Origin of the sequence: Streptomyces sp. NPDC001750 (assembly GCF_042892615.1) — a bacterium.
Taxonomy (GTDB): Bacteria; Actinomycetota; Actinomycetes; order Streptomycetales; family Streptomycetaceae; genus Streptomyces.
Genome location: NZ_JBIAUE010000025.1, coordinates 43,788 through 57,756, shown reverse-complemented (window position 1 = coordinate 57,756; position 13,969 = coordinate 43,788). Strand labels below are relative to the sequence as shown.

13 protein-coding genes are annotated in these 13,969 nt (G+C 71.2%); 7 read left to right on the top strand and 6 right to left on the bottom strand.

Annotated elements, in window-relative coordinates; all coding sequences use genetic code 11:
* The first annotated feature begins 10 nt into the window (after positions 1 to 10).
* The 5 genes from folP (at position 11) to ACFYY6_RS30185 (ending at position 3,162) form a co-directional block, all read left to right on the top strand.
* Entirely contained in the window at positions 11 to 868 is an 858-nt protein-coding gene (gene folP, locus ACFYY6_RS30205) for a dihydropteroate synthase (protein WP_351518825.1), read from the top strand.
* Positions 865 to 1,359, top strand: a complete 495-nt coding sequence (locus ACFYY6_RS30200; protein WP_386608415.1) for a nuclear transport factor 2 family protein — start codon at positions 865 to 867, stop codon at positions 1,357 to 1,359. Before folP ends, ACFYY6_RS30200 begins: the two co-directional genes overlap by 4 nt.
* Before the next feature lie 259 nt (positions 1,360 to 1,618).
* The gene (gene folB, locus ACFYY6_RS30195; protein ID WP_073789606.1) at positions 1,619 to 1,978 is read left to right on the top strand and encodes a dihydroneopterin aldolase; all 360 of its coding nucleotides are present in this window, start codon (positions 1,619 to 1,621) and stop codon (positions 1,976 to 1,978) included.
* Positions 1,975 to 2,586, top strand: a complete 612-nt coding sequence (folK, locus tag ACFYY6_RS30190; RefSeq protein WP_351632593.1) for a 2-amino-4-hydroxy-6-hydroxymethyldihydropteridine diphosphokinase — start codon at positions 1,975 to 1,977, stop codon at positions 2,584 to 2,586. The genes folB and folK overlap by 4 nt, the downstream gene beginning before the upstream one ends.
* Positions 2,587 to 2,679: 93 nt before the next feature.
* A complete protein-coding gene (locus ACFYY6_RS30185) occupies positions 2,680 to 3,162 on the top strand; it encodes a DUF3180 domain-containing protein (protein WP_351518819.1) in 483 nt (160 codons plus the stop codon).
* Between the two features lie 271 nt (positions 3,163 to 3,433).
* Here ACFYY6_RS30185 and folE read toward each other — a convergent pair whose 3' ends face one another.
* The 6 genes from folE to dacB form a co-directional block, all read right to left on the bottom strand.
* The gene (gene folE, locus ACFYY6_RS30180; protein WP_073789601.1) at positions 3,434 to 4,039 is read right to left on the bottom strand and encodes a GTP cyclohydrolase I FolE; all 606 of its coding nucleotides are present in this window, start codon (positions 4,037 to 4,039) and stop codon (positions 3,434 to 3,436) included.
* 145 nt (positions 4,040 to 4,184) lie between these two features.
* A complete protein-coding gene (ftsH, locus tag ACFYY6_RS30175) occupies positions 4,185 to 6,215 on the bottom strand; it encodes an ATP-dependent zinc metalloprotease FtsH (protein WP_351518817.1) in 2,031 nt (676 codons plus the stop codon).
* Between the two features lie 218 nt (positions 6,216 to 6,433).
* Complete coding sequence (gene hpt / locus ACFYY6_RS30170) at positions 6,434 to 6,973, bottom strand: hypoxanthine phosphoribosyltransferase (protein WP_335938371.1); 540 nt, start codon at positions 6,971 to 6,973, stop codon at positions 6,434 to 6,436.
* Between the two features lie 100 nt (positions 6,974 to 7,073).
* Positions 7,074 to 8,204, bottom strand: coding sequence for a tRNA lysidine(34) synthetase TilS (gene tilS / locus ACFYY6_RS30165; RefSeq protein ID WP_389196582.1), 1,131 nt, complete (start codon positions 8,202 to 8,204; stop codon positions 7,074 to 7,076).
* A gap of 225 nt (positions 8,205 to 8,429) precedes the next feature.
* Entirely contained in the window at positions 8,430 to 9,557 is a 1,128-nt protein-coding gene (locus ACFYY6_RS30160; RefSeq protein WP_351518815.1) for a zinc-dependent metalloprotease, read from the bottom strand.
* A gap of 126 nt (positions 9,558 to 9,683) precedes the next feature.
* Positions 9,684 to 11,189: a D-alanyl-D-alanine carboxypeptidase/D-alanyl-D-alanine-endopeptidase gene (gene dacB, locus ACFYY6_RS30155; RefSeq protein ID WP_351518813.1), complete on the bottom strand. Its 1,506-nt coding sequence runs from the start codon at positions 11,187 to 11,189 to the stop codon at positions 9,684 to 9,686.
* Positions 11,190 to 11,275: 86 nt separating this feature from the next.
* Here dacB and ACFYY6_RS30150 point away from each other — a divergent pair, with 86 nt between their 5' ends.
* The gene (locus tag ACFYY6_RS30150) at positions 11,276 to 11,770 is read left to right on the top strand and encodes an inorganic diphosphatase (RefSeq protein WP_351518875.1); all 495 of its coding nucleotides are present in this window, start codon (positions 11,276 to 11,278) and stop codon (positions 11,768 to 11,770) included.
* 353 nt (positions 11,771 to 12,123) lie between these two features.
* Complete coding sequence (locus tag ACFYY6_RS30145; RefSeq protein ID WP_351630309.1) at positions 12,124 to 13,845, top strand: threonine/serine exporter family protein; 1,722 nt, start codon at positions 12,124 to 12,126, stop codon at positions 13,843 to 13,845.
* Positions 13,846 to 13,969 lie beyond the last annotated feature (124 nt).

Here is a 13,969-nt window from a genome sequence, read left to right as displayed (position 1 = left end):
CGCTGGTCGCATGAGTACGTTGCGTGGACGAGGCACGGTCCAGGGCCTGCCGGAGTGGGACCGCTGTGCGGTCATGGGTGTCGTCAATGTGACCCCGGACTCCTTCTCCGACGGGGGCCGCTGGTTCGACACCACGGCCGCGATCAAACACGGTCTCGACCTGGTCGCGCAGGGCGCCGATCTGATCGACGTCGGCGGCGAGTCGACCCGGCCCGGTGCCAGCCGGGTGGACGCGTCGGAGGAGCTGCGGCGCGTGGTCCCGGTGGTCCGGGGCCTGGCCGCCGAGGGCGTCACGGTCTCCGTGGACACCATGCGGGCCGGGGTCGCCGAGGAGGCCGTCGCGGCCGGGGCCGCCCTGGTCAACGACGTGAGCGGCGGCCTCGCCGACCCGGCCATGGTCGGGGTCGTCGCCGATGCCGGAGTGCCGTTCGTCGTCATGCACTGGCGCGGTTTCAGCGAGTCGATGAACAGCCGCGCGGTGTACCAGGACATCGTCGCCGAGGTCGTCCGGGAGCTGCGGGAACGGATGGACGCCGTGGTCGCCGGCGGCGTCGCCCCGGAACGGATCGTCATCGACCCCGGCCTCGGCTTCGCCAAGGACGCCGCCCACGACCTCACCCTGGTCGCCCACCTCGACGACCTGCACGCCCTGGGCCGCCCGCTGCTGGTCGCCGCCTCCCGCAAGCGCTTCCTCGGCCATGTGCTGGCCGGCGAGGGCGCGCCGCCGCCCGCCCGGGAACGCGACGCCGCCACCGCGGCGGTCTCCGCGCTCTCCGCCCACGCGGGCGCCTGGGCCGTCCGGGTCCACGAGGTGCGCGCCACCGCCGACGCCGTCCGGGTCGCCCGCGCCGTCGAGGGGGCCGCGTGAGCGGGCCGCGCGACGAGCACGCGGAGGCCGCCGCCGACATCGCGGCCGTCGAGCAGGCCAACAACGCCTTCTACGAGGCGATGGAGCGCGGCGACCTCGACGAACTGTCCGGGCTGTGGCTGCCGGGCGAGGATCTCACCGTCTCCTGCGTCCACCCCGGCTGGCCGGTGCTCAGCGGCCGCGGCGAGGTGCTGCGCAGTTACGCCCTGATCATGGCCAACACCGAGTACATCCAGTTCTTCCTGACCGACGTCTCGGTCTCGATGACCGGCGACACGGCCCTGGTGACCTGTACGGAGAACATCCTCAGCGGCGGGCCCGCCGAGGACGGCAACGCGCTCGGACCGCTCGTCGGCCAGCTCGTCGTTGCCACCAACGTGTTCCGGCGCACCCCCGACGGCTGGAAGCTCTGGTCCCACCACGGCTCGCCCGTACTGACCGAGTCCGACGACGACGAGAACGAGAACGGAAACGACGAAGGCGCCTCCTGACCGGCCGAAAGCCATCTCCTGAGCGCGAACGAGCCCTTTCCTGATCGTCCGGAAGCCGTCTCCCGACCGGAAAGTTCACCTCCCGGGAGGGTTGGAATTCACGTCTGCGGGTAGTAGCGGCTACCAGTCCCGTGAGGTCCTGTCCATAGCCCCCACGGGGGAGCACTGTCGGTGCTCGAAGGTAGATTCGAAAGAGAGCACCTCGCCGTCCGCACGCGGCCCCGTGTCTCTACGCCCAACGACAGCAGGAGTGATTCGCGTGGATCGTGTCGCGCTGCGCGGCCTCAAGGCCCGTGGACACCACGGCGTCTTCCCCCGGGAACGGGAAGAGGGCCAGACCTTCATCGTGGACCTGGTGCTCGGCCTGGACACCCGCCCCGCGGCAGCCACCGACGACCTGACCAAGACGGTGCACTACGGCATCGTCGCCGAGGAGGTCGTCGAGGTCGTGCAGGGAGAACCGGTCGATCTGATCGAGACGCTCGCGGAGCGCATCGCCCAGAAATGCCTCAAGCACGAAGGAGTCGAGGAGGTGGAGGTGGTGGTGCACAAACCGGACGCGCCGATCACCGTCCCCTTCGACGATGTCACCATCACCATCACACGGAGCCGAGTATGACTGGTTTTTCCACCAAGGGGCAGAGCGACCCGACCGTACAGCCGGTCCCCGCCTCCGTGGTCGCGCAGGTGGACGCCGCGGACAGCACCCTCTCCAACCCCAAACGCGCCGTGCTCTCCCTGGGGTCCAATCTCGGCAACCGGCTGGAGACCCTCCAGGGCGCCATAGACGCGCTGGAGGACACCCCGGGCCTGCGGGTCAAGGCCGTCTCACCGGTGTACGAGACGGAGCCCTGGGGCGTCGCCCCCGGCTCCCAGCCCTCGTACTTCAACGCGGTCGTCGTGGTGAAGACGACGCTCCCCCCGTCCTCGCTCCTGGAGCGCGGCCAGGCCATCGAGGAGGCGTTCGAGCGGGTCCGCGAGGAGCGCTTCGGCCCGCGCACCATCGACGTCGACATCGTGGCGTACGCGGACGTCGTCTCCGACGACCCGGAGCTCACCCTTCCCCACCCCCGGGCCCACGAGCGGGCCTTCGTCCTCGCCCCGTGGCACGACATCGAGCCCGACGCCCAGCTGCCGGGCGCCGGTCCCGTCGCGCAGCTGCTGGCCGAAGTAGGCCGCGACGGCATACAGCCCCGCGCCGACCTGGAACTCCGTCTGCCCGAGTAGTCGTTAGGCTCGACGGACGGAATCCGGCCGGACACGACCGGGCCCGGCAGGACCGGACGGACACGACATGAGCGGCGAAGGGCGGATCACTCGGTGAAGCAACTACGGCTCGGGGTACTCATCGGCCTCTTCGCCGCGGCCGGGGTGCTCTCCTGGGGCGGTGCGCGCCTCTGGGACTCCCTGGGCAGCCTGCCGAGCGTTCCCCTCGCCGCGCCGATCGTGCTCGCGGTGATCGCCGCCATCCTGCTCGCAACGGCGCTCTCCATCCGTTCCCGGCTGCGCGCCCAGCGCGAGCGCCGACCGGGAGCCAAGGGCGTCGAACCCCTGATGGCGGCACGGGCCGTCGTCTTCGGCCAGGCCAGCGCGCTGGTCGTGGCCCTGGTCTCCGGGATGTACGGCGGCACGGGCGTCTTCCTGCTCGGCTCCCTCGACGTCCCCGCCCGCCGCGACCAGGCGATCTACGCGGGCTTCGCGGTCCTGGCCGGCATCGCGGTGGTCGCCGCGGCCCTCTGGCTGGAGCGCATCTGCAAGCTCCCGGAGGACGAGGACGGCGACAAGACCCGCTCGTCCGCCTGACGGCGGCCTGCCCGGAGCCAGAACCCCGCCGTCCGCCGTCTCCCGGCCGGCGCAAGGACTCCGTGCCCCCACGGGGGCCCCGAGGGCCCCTCCCCGGCCGGACAGGGCTTACGACCTCGTCCACGATTGGCAGCGGCGTCGCAGTGTCTGGGACCTCCGCCTCCGGCGTTGTCGTCAGTCCCCGACGCTCCGCGTCGACTCCCTCCTCCGCCTTGGATTCGAAGGCCTCAGACGCCGCTCCTTCCTCCACTGCCAATCGTGGACGAGGTCGTTAGCGGGCCAGTATCAGGCTCATCGCCTCGGCCCGTGTGGACGCGTCGCGCAGCTGGCCGCGCACCGCCGAGGTCGTCGTCTTCGCACCGGGCTTGCGGATGCCCCGGACGGACATGCACATGTGCTCCGCCTCGATGACCACGATCGCGCCGCGCGCCTCCAGGATGCGCATCAGCGAGTCCGCGATCTGCGTGGTCAGCCGCTCCTGCACCTGGGGCCTGCGGGCGAACACGTCGACCAGGCGGGCGAGCTTCGACAGACCCGTGATCTTGCCGCTCTCCGCCGGGATGTAGCCGACGTGGGCCACCCCGTGGAACGGCAGCAGGTGGTGCTCGCAGAGGCTGACGATCTCGATGTCCTTCACCAGGACCATCTCGTCGTGTCCGAGATCGAACGTGGTGGTCAGGACGTCCTCGGGCACCTGCCGCAGCCCGGCGAGAATCTCCTTGTACGCCCGCGACACCCGGCTCGGCGTCTCGCGCAGCCCCTCGCGGTCCGGGTCCTCGCCCACGGCGAGGAGGAGCTCGCGCACGGCGGCCTCGGCCCGCTTCTCGTCGAACTCGCCGATCGGCCCCTGGCCGTCCAACGTCACCGGGTCGGTCATCTGTGCCTCGTTCCTCTGAGCTGTCACCGCACACACTTCTCGTACGGTCGTACGAAAAAGCCGCGCCCTCACAGGCTAGAACCTGCGAGGGCGCGGCATCCATTCCGAGCCCGGTCCGGCCCCCGTGACAGGGACCACATCCGGATCAGGACTCGGGGCGGTCCTCCGGCAGCACCTCGGTCGCCGGAACGCTGTCCGCCGGGACGACCGAGCCGTTCGCCGTGGTGGCGCCGTTGGTCAGCGCGAGCTCCTTCGGCGAGAGCACCGGGGGCCGCGTCGACGGAGTGCGCCGTGCGGAACCGGTCCACGCCGGGCGGGCCGGGCGCTTCACGACCGGGGCGAAGATCTCGGCGATCTCCTCCTTGCCGAGGGTCTCCTTCTCCAGGAGCTGGAGAACGAGGTTGTCCAGCACGTCGCGGTTCTCGACGAGGATCTCCCACGCGTCGTTGTGGGCGGTCTCGATGAGCTTCTTGACCTCTTCGTCGACGAGGGCCGCGACCTCTTCCGAGTAGTCGCGCTGGTGGCCCATCTCCCGGCCCACGAAGGGCTCGGTGTTGTCGCCGCCGAACTTGATCGCGCCGAGACGCTCCGTCATGCCGTACTGCGTGACCATCGCGCGGGCCGTGGCCGTGGCCTTCTCGATGTCGTTCGCCGCACCGGTGGTCGGGTCGTGGAAGACCAGCTCCTCGGCCGCGCGCCCACCCAGCATGTAGGCCAGCTGGTCGAGCATCTCGTTGCGCGTCGTGGAGTACTTGTCCTCCTCCGGGAGCACCATCGTGTAACCGAGGGCGCGGCCGCGGGAGAGGATCGTGATCTTGTGGACCGGGTCCGCCTGCGGAGAAGCCGCCGCGACCAGGGCGTGTCCGCCCTCGTGGTACGCGGTGATCTTCTTCTCCTTCTCGGACATGATCCGGGTCCGCTTCTGCGGGCCCGCCACGACGCGGTCGATGGCCTCGTCGAGCATCTTGTTGTCGATCAGCTTCTGGTTGCTGCGCGCCGTGAGGAGCGCCGCCTCGTTCAGCACGTTCGACAGGTCGGCGCCGGTGAAGCCGGGCGTGCGCCGGGCAACGGCGCCGAGGTCGACGTCCTTCGCGACCGGCTTGCCCTTCTGGTGGACCTTGAGGATCTCCAGACGGCCCTGCATGTCCGGCCGGTCGACCGCGATCTGCCGGTCGAAACGGCCCGGACGCAGCAGCGCCGGGTCGAGGATGTCCGGCCGGTTCGTGGCGGCGATCAGGATGACGCCGCCCTTCACGTCGAAGCCGTCCATCTCGACGAGCAGCTGGTTCAGCGTCTGCTCGCGCTCGTCGTGACCGCCGCCCATCCCGGCACCGCGGTGCCGGCCGACGGCGTCGATCTCGTCGACGAAGACGATCGCCGGGGCGTTCGCCTTGGCCTGCTCGAAGAGGTCACGGACCCGGCTGGCACCGACACCGACGAACATCTCGACGAAGTCGGAACCGGAGATCGAGTAGAAGGGGACGCCCGCCTCCCCCGCGACGGCGCGCGCGAGCAGCGTCTTGCCCGTACCGGGAGGCCCGTACAGCAGGACGCCCTTGGGGATCTTGGCACCGACGGCCTGGAACTTCGCCGGCTCCTGGAGGAACTCCTTGATCTCCTGGAGCTCCTCGACCGCCTCGTCCGAGCCCGCCACGTCGGCGAACGTCGTCTTCGGGGTGTCCTTGGTGATCAGCTTGGCCTTGGACTTCCCGAACTGCATGACCCGGGAGCCGCCGCCCTGCATCTGATTCATCAGGAACAGGAAGACGACCACGATCAGGACGAAGGGCAGCAGCGACAGGAGGATCGAGATGAACGGGGACTGCTTCGACGGGGAGACCGTGTAGCCCTTGTCGATCTTGCCGCTCTCGAACTTCTGCTGCAGCGTGTCGGCGAGCTGGACGCCCTGGTTGCCGATGTAGTTCGCCTGGAACTTGCCGCCGGACTCGCCCGAGAGCTTCTGGCCGTTCTTCAGCTCGATCTTGATGATCTGTTCGTCACCGGTGGTCAGCTTGGCCTGCGCCACCTGGTCCCTGCTGATCGCCTGGACCACCTTGCCGGTGTCCACCGATTTGTAGCCGCCCGACGAGCCGACGACCTGCATCAACACGACCACGGCGAGGACGGCCAGCACGATCCACATGACCGGCCCACGGAAGTATCGCTTCACGTCCATCCATACGGGGCGATCACGCCCCGTCCCTCCTGCCCGTAGGTAAATGCTGCTGTGAGAAAAGACTGTTCTTCGGACGGTACCCCAGCATTGTCACCCGCGACTGCCGGGGACGTCTGTCAAAACCGTCCTTCCATGTCTCAACGACGGGAATCGAGTAAAAGGTTCCCGCCGTCGGTCGCCGCCGTGGTCCGTACCGGAAGGCGGCACCGGGCGGGCGGTCAGCCGCCGTAGACGTGCGGGGCGAGCGTTCCGACGAAGGGGAGGTTGCGGTACTTCTCCGCGTAGTCCAGCCCGTAGCCGACGACGAATTCGTTGGGGATGTCGAAACCGACCCACTTGCAGTCGAGCGCGACCTTGGCCGCGTCCGGCTTGCGCAGCAGCGTGCAGATCTCCAGGGACGCGGGCTCGCGCGACCCGAGGTTGGACATCAGCCAGGACAGGGTCAGGCCCGAGTCGATGATGTCCTCGACGATCAGGACGTGCTTGCCCTTGATGTCGGTGTCCAGGTCCTTCAGGATCCGGACGACTCCGGAGGACTGGGTGCCCGCGCCGTACGACGAGACGGCCATCCAGTCCATGGTGACGGGGTTGGACAGCGCACGCGCCAGGTCCGCCATCACCATCACCGCGCCCTTGAGGACGCCGACGATGAGCAGGTCCTTGCCCGCGTACTCCGCGTCGATCTTCGCGGCCAGCTCGACGAGCTTCGCGTCGATCTCTTCCTTGGTGAGGAGCACCGACTGGAGGTCGGTGCCCATGTCCTTCTCGTTCACCCGCGTCTCTTTCTGTGCCTGCCGGGCCCGGGGCGGCGCCCCGTACCGGCGGCGGCCTCTCGCCTGCGTGTCAGCCGCTCGTGCTTCAGCTCTGCCGAATCACAAGTCTGCCACCCTGGCGCATGGCCTCGACGCGGCCGGGCAGGTTGATGGCCCGCTGGCCGCGCCAGCCGGTGATCAGGCGGTCGACCTCCTCGATGTGCCGGGCGAACAGCGAACCGGCCGGGGAACCGGCCTCCACGACGGCCCGGCGCAGCACCCGGCGGCGTACGGCGGGCGGCAGCGCGTACAGCGCGGCGCACTCCAGCCGGCCCGCCTCGTCCCGTACGGTGCGCTCGGCCTCGGCGGCCCAGGTGTCGAGCGCGTCGGCGTCGTCGCGGGAGAGCTGCGCGGTACGGGCCAGGGCCTCGACGACCCCCTTGCCCAGCGCCTTCTCCAGGGCGGGCAGGCCCTCGTGGCGCAGCCGGGAGCGGGTGTAGGCGGGATCGATGTTGTGCGGGTCGTCCCACACGGGCAGGGACTGGACGAGGCAGGCCTTGCGGGCGGTCTGCCGGTCGAGCTGGAGGAAGGGGCGGCGGTAGCGGCCGGACGGTCCGGACGCGGCGGCCATGCCGGAGAGAGACCGGATGCCGGAGCCGCGGGCGAGGCCCAGCAGCACCGTTTCCGCCTGGTCGTCGCGGGTGTGGCCGAGCAGCACGGCGGCGGCTCCGTGCCGTTCGGCGGCCTCGTCCAGGGCCGCGTAGCGGGCGTCACGGGCGGCGGCCTCGGGCCCGCCCTCCTGGCCGACGCGCACGGCGACGGACTCGACCGGGTCGAGGTGCATGGCGGCGAGGCGGTCGACGACTTCGGCGGCCCGGGTGTCGGAGCCGTCCTGGAGGCCGTGGTCGACGGTGATGCCACCGGCCCGGACGTCGAGCTTGCGCGCCTCGAAGGCGAGTGCGGAGGCGAGTGCCATGGAATCGGCGCCGCCGGAGCATGCGACGAGCACCAGTGGGGTATCGGGGAGTGCGGGGCGCTGTCTGCCCGCGCCGGCTTCGGCGAACCCGGGGTGCGGAGTGCGCCGGGGGTGCCCGGCGTCGCGGGCGCGTCCGGCGTTGTCGCAGCTGTGGCCGTGGTTGCTGTCGCGGGCGTTGTTGCGAGTGTGTTCGGTGAGTACGTCGTGGAGTACGCGGCGGACCGCCAGGCGTATCGCCGCGACCGCAGGATGGGGACCCATGTCCGGTGCCCTTCGTGGAGTATCGGGAGTGCCTAGGAGTGACGGGACGAGTGAGAATTCCGTCACTCAGAGTGCATCGATGGTGACAGAGGCAAGCCGTCCATCGAGCATTGCACGCCTTCCCATGCCTCTACGGTCCCTCGGATGGGTGATTACCGGAGCGTTCTTGTCCTGTCGCGCGCCGTCGTGGCCGCCATGGTCGCGGCTCTGCCTTACGGTGCACCCTCACTCCGCCCTGCGGTGCACCCTCGCGATCCAGTCCGCGGGCTTCGAGATCTCCGCCTTGGTGGGGAGCGTGTTCGGCGAGGTCCAGACCCGGTTGAAGCCGTCCATGCCCACCTCGTCGACCACGGCGCGGACGAACTGTTCGCCGTCGCGGTACTGGCGCAGTTTGGCGTCGAGCCCGAGGAGCTTGCGCAGCGCCTGGTCGAGGCGGCTCGCCCCGCGCGCCCGGCGCTGCTGGAACTTCTCGCGGATCTCGGCGACGGAGGAGACGACCTCGGGTCCGACGCCGTCCATCACGTAGTCGGCGTGCCCTTCGAGCAGGGACATCACGGCGGTGAGCCGGCCGAGGATCTCCCGCTGGGCGGGGGTCTGGACGAGTTCGACGAGGCTGCGTCCGCCCTCCTCGCCGTCCTCGCCCTCGGGGCGGCCCCCGGCCAGCGACTGGACGGCCTCACGAAGCCGCTCCAGGAAGGTCATCGGGTCGACGTCGGTCTCTTCGAGGAATGACTGGATCTCGCCCTGGAGGTGGTCGCGCAGCCAGGGCACACCGGTGAACTGGGTGCGGTGGGTCTCCTCGTGCAGGGCGACCCAGAGCCGGAAGTCGTGCGGGTCGACCGCCAGCTCGCGCTCGACGTGGACGATGTTCGGCGCGACCAGCAGCAGCCTGCCGCCGTCGGCCGCGGCCGGGAATTCGCGCCCGGCGGGTGCGAACGTCTCGTACTGGCCGAGGACCCGGGAGGCCAGGAACGACAGCAGCATCCCCACCTCGACACCGGTCACCTTGCCGCCGACGGCGCCGAGCACGACTCCTCCGGGGCCGTTGCCGCGCCGCTCGCGCATCTTCCCCAGCAGCGGGCGGAGCAGTTCGCGGAAGCCGTCGGCGTTGGCCCGGATCCAGCCGGCCCGGTCCACGACCAGGACCGGGGTGTCCTCCGGTTCGGTCCCCTCGGGGATCATCCGGGTGAAGGAGCGGACGTGGTCCTCGGACGCCTTGGCGTGCCGACGCAGCTCCGCGACGACCTCGCGGGCCTCCTCACGGCTGATCTCCGGCCCGGGCCGGACCAGCCGGGTCGCGGTCGCGACCGCGAGATTCCAGTCGACCATCTCGGCCCCACCGATGCTCGTCATGTGTCAACCGTACGTGCTCGGCTCCGTCCGCGCCGGGGTGTTGACGGGGCCACGCGCGGAAGCCCGGGGTCCGGGCGGCCGGCGGACCGGTGCCGGGAGGGGCACCGGCTCACCGGGCGCACCGGTTCACCGGGTGGGGGCGGCGAGGCTGGTGGCGAGGGCGTCGAGGGAGGACTGCGCCTCGGACGGGGAGGTGGTGCCCGAGGCCAGGAAGGCGAAGGCGAGCAGCCGGCCCCGTGCGTCGACGACCGTGCCGGCGAGCGAGTTCACCCCGGTCAGGGTGCCGGTCTTGGCACGGATCAGGCCGGTGCCCGCGGACTTCGCGGTGTAGCGGTCGCTGAGCGTGCCGGTGAACCCGGCCACGGGGAGGCCGGTGAGGACCGGGCGCAGCTCGGGGTGGGCCGGGTCGGCGGCGCGGGCGAGGAGCCCGGCCAGCAGTCCGGCGGTGACCTTGTCCTTGCGGTTCAGCCCGCTGCCGTCGGCGAGGTTCGCGCCCTTCAGCGGCAGTTGGAGCGCGCCGAGCCGCGCGGTGACGGCGCGTCGGGCGCCGTCGAAGTCGGCCGGTTCGCCCGCGGCCACGGCGGTCTGCCGGGCGAGGGCCTCGGCGATGTCGTTGTCGCTGTTGGTCAGGGCGCGTTCGACCAGGGCCGAGAGCGGGGCGGACAGATGCCGGGCGACCGGGCGGGAGCCGGCGGGCGCGCGGCCGGACACCGGCCCGGACGGGACGGCGATCCCCGCGTCGTCGAGCAGTTCGCCGAAGGCGCGGGCGGTGTCGCCGGCCGGGTCGTCGCTGCGCGGGGCGGGCCCGCTGTCGCTGCGGTCGAGCCGGCCCTCGTCGGTCATCAGCGCGGTGAGGGGCGCGATGTTCTCGTTGCGGCCGATCGGATGCCGTGCGGGCCCGGAGTAGCGGGAGGTGTCGTACGCGAGGCGGACCTTCGTCACACCCCGCTGCTTCAGGACCCGGGCGGTGTCGGCGGCCAGGGCGCGCAGGGCCGGCTCGTCGAGGGTGGGGTCGCCGCCGCCGACCAGGGTGACGGCACGGAAGTCGGGGGACGCCCGGACCGTCGTGGCGATGCGGTGGTGGGGGCCGAGCGCGCTCAGGGCGGCGGCCGAGGTGGCGATCTTGACCGTGGAGGCGGGGGTCATGGGCGTGTCGGCGCCCTGCTCGTAGAGCCGCTTCCCGGTGGCGGTGTCGATGACGACGGCGGCGCGCGCGGTGCCCAGGGCGGGGTCCTTCAGCAGCCGGCCGAGGGCGGCGGTCGGGGCGGACGCCGTCCCGCCGGGGGCGGAGTCGTCCGCGGTGTCGGCGGCGCCGCCCGGGACGGAGAGGGGGGCCAGGACGGGCGGGGCGCTGGGCGCGGGACGCGCGCCGGACGGCGTACCGGCTTCGTGATGTACGCCACCTGTGCCGCCGCGGGCCGCGGCCCAGTCCTGCTCGGCCTTACGCTGACCCGAGTCCCACGGACCGGCGGCAAGGGCGGCGCCGGCCGCGAGCACCAGACCGAGGCCGGCGGCGACGGCCGTGAACTGCCGGTCGCTCAGTCCCTTCAGCCTGGTCGCACCGCCCCTGCGGGTGAGCGCGCCCAGTCTGTCCAGCGGGTTGACCGACGGTCTCTTCACCGGCTCGTCCACCGTTGACCAGCCCCTTTCGCGAGCACACATCTGCGTGGGGGACACTTAATCACCAGTCGTATGTCTTGATCATGGAGGAGCCACCCGTGGAGTTCGACGTCACCATCGAGATTCCGAAGGGTTCGCGGAACAAGTACGAGGTGGACCACGAGACCGGTCGGATCCGTCTGGACCGTCGGCTCTTCACCTCGACGAGCTACCCGGCGGACTACGGCTTCGTCGAGAACACCCTCGGCGAGGACGGCGACCCGCTGGACGCGCTGGTCCTCCTGGACGAGCCGACCTTCCCCGGTTGCCTCATCAAGTGCCGCGCCATCGGCATGTTCCGCATGACGGACGAGGCCGGCGGCGACGACAAGCTGCTGTGCGTGCCGGCCTCCGACCCCCGGGTGGAGCACCTGCGCGACATCCACCACGTGTCGGAGTTCGACCGCCTGGAGATCCAGCACTTCTTCGAGGTCTACAAGGACCTGGAGCCCGGCAAGTCGGTCGAGGGCGCCGACTGGGTGGGCCGCGCCGAGGCCGAGGCCGAGATCGAGGCGTCCTACAAGCGCCTTGAGGCGCAGGGCGGCGCGCACTGACGTCCACGGTCCGGTCCGCGGGTCCGATCAGGGTTCCGTTCGCGGATCCGATCACGGTTCCGTTCGCGGTCCGTTTAGTGGTTCCGTTTGTGCTCCGGCCCGCGGTTCCGTCCGCGGTTCCGCGCTCAGACTCCCGCCCACGGTTTTGTGTGCGGCCCGGCCGACACTGACGTTCCGGAAACGGGCGGCACTCCTTCCCGCGGAGTGCCGCCCGTTTCGCCTGCCCGCCGCGCCCGCCCGTTCCTTACGCCCGTTCCGTACGTCCGGCCCCTCGCGTTACCGGCCCCGCCCGTGCCCATACTGGGGTGCAGAGGCGCGAGCCGAGGTCGCACAGCCGAGGAGGAACTGGTCGAGTGGCGGCGGAACCGGGCGGTCCGGAGGACCAGAAGCCCCAGTCCGACGAGGCGCGCAGCGCCTTCGTACCACCGGCGGGGGTGGAGCCGCCCGCGTCGGCCGCGGACGACGACCACCCGACCTCGGAATTCGCCGTTCCGGCCGGTCTGGCGACCGAGCCCCAGGGGGCCGGAGCCGGTTCCGCTTCGGGTTCCGCCTCCGGCTCGGGACCGGGTTCCGGTTCGGGCTCGGACACGATCGGCTCCGCCTTCGCGCCGCCGCGCACGTACCGCGCCCGCCAATCGCCTCCTGCCTTCACTCCCGCGCACGGCAGCCCGATGATCCAGCTGACCAAGGAGGCTCCCTGGCAGGACCGGATGCGCACGATGCTGCGCATGCCGGTCGCCGAGCGTCCCGCGCCCGAGCTGGTGCAGAAGTCCGACGAGACGGGCCCGGCGGTGCCGCGCGTGCTCGACCTGACGCTGCGCATCGGGGAACTGCTGCTCGCCGGTGGCGAGGGCGCCGAGGATGTCGAGGCGGCGATGTTCGCGGTGACCCGCAGCTACGGGCTGGACCGCAGCGAGCCCACGGTCACCTTCACCCTGTTGTCCATCTCGTACCAGCCGTCGCTGGTCGACGACCCGGTGACGGCGAGCCGTACCGTACGCCGCCGCGGCACCGACTACACCCGGCTGGCCGCCGTCTTCCGGCTCATCGACGACATCACCACCGGGGACGTCGAGGTCTCGCTGGAGGACGCCTACCGGCGCCTGGCCGAGATACGACGCAACCGGCACCCGTACTCCGGCTGGGTGCTGACGCTGGCCGGCGGCGGTCTCGCGGGGGCGGCCTCGGTGCTGGTCGGCGGTGGCGCGCTGGTGTTCGTGGTGGCGGCGATCGGCGCGATGCTCGGTGACCGGCTCGCCTGGTTGTGCGCCGGCCGCGGGCTGCCGGAGTTCTACCAGTTCGTGGTGGCGGCGATGCCGCCGGCCGCGCTGGGCGTGGCGCTGACCCTGACCCACTGGTCGGACCTGCGGCCGTCCGCGGTCATCACGGGTGGGCTGTTCGCGCTGCTGCCGGGACGGGCCCTGGTCGCGGGCGTGCAGGACGGACTGACCGGTTTCTACATCACGGCGGCGGCACGCCTGCTCGAAGTCATGTACCTGTTCATCGGCATCGTCGTCGGTGTGCTGCTCGTGCTGTACATGGGCCTCCAGCTGGGCGCACAGCTGAACCCTGGAACCAGGTTCTTCGTCCCCGACCGGCCCGTGGTGCAGATCCTGGCGTCGATGGCGCTCTGTTTCGCCTTCGCGATCCTGCTCCAGCAGGACCGTTCCACGGTCCTGGCGGTCACCCTCAACGGCGCCGTGGCCTGGGTGATCTTCGGGGCGATGGCCCGTACCGGAGGCATCTCACCGGTGCTGGCGACGGCGACGGCGGCCGGTCTGGTGGGCCTGTTCGGACAGCTCTTCTCGCGTTACCGGCACACCTCGTCGCTCCCCTTCATCACGGCCGCGATCGGCCCGCTGCTGCCGGGTTCGGCCACGTACTTCGGGCTGCTGGCCGTGGCGCAGGGGAACGTGAACGCCGGGCTCGTGTCGCTGTCCACCGCCGTGGCGACGGCGCTGGCCATCGCCATCGGGGTGAACCTGGGGAGCGAGATCTCCCGGTTGTTCATGCGGGTGCCGGGAGAGGTCGGCGGGGCGAACCGCCGCGCGGCCAAGCGGACGCGCGGCTTCTGAGCCGGTCGCGACCTCCGGGCCGGAGCTCCGGACTCCCCGCCGGAGTCTCGGCCCGCGGGCCTGCGGCCCGAGTGTCCGGGCCCGCGATACCGGGGGACGGAGTCGAGGAGCCGAGTCGGTGGAT

Excerpts from the sequence above, each read along its gene's own strand:
- folP (WP_351518825.1), top strand. The coding sequence starts at position 11 with ATGAGTACGTTGCGTGGACGAGGCACGGTCCAGGGCCTGCCGGAGTGG.
- folK (WP_351632593.1), top strand. The coding sequence starts at position 1,975 with ATGACTGGTTTTTCCACCAAGGGGCAGAGCGACCCGACCGTACAGCCG.
- folE (WP_073789601.1), bottom strand. The coding sequence starts at position 4,039 with ATGACCGACCCGGTGACGTTGGACGGCCAGGGGCCGATCGGCGAGTTC.
- ftsH (WP_351518817.1), bottom strand. The coding sequence starts at position 6,215 with ATGGACGTGAAGCGATACTTCCGTGGGCCGGTCATGTGGATCGTGCTG.
- hpt (WP_335938371.1), bottom strand. The coding sequence starts at position 6,973 with ATGGGCACCGACCTCCAGTCGGTGCTCCTCACCAAGGAAGAGATCGAC.
- tilS (WP_389196582.1), bottom strand. The coding sequence starts at position 8,204 with ATGGGTCCCCATCCTGCGGTCGCGGCGATACGCCTGGCGGTCCGCCGC.
- ACFYY6_RS30160 (WP_351518815.1), bottom strand. The coding sequence starts at position 9,557 with ATGACGAGCATCGGTGGGGCCGAGATGGTCGACTGGAATCTCGCGGTC.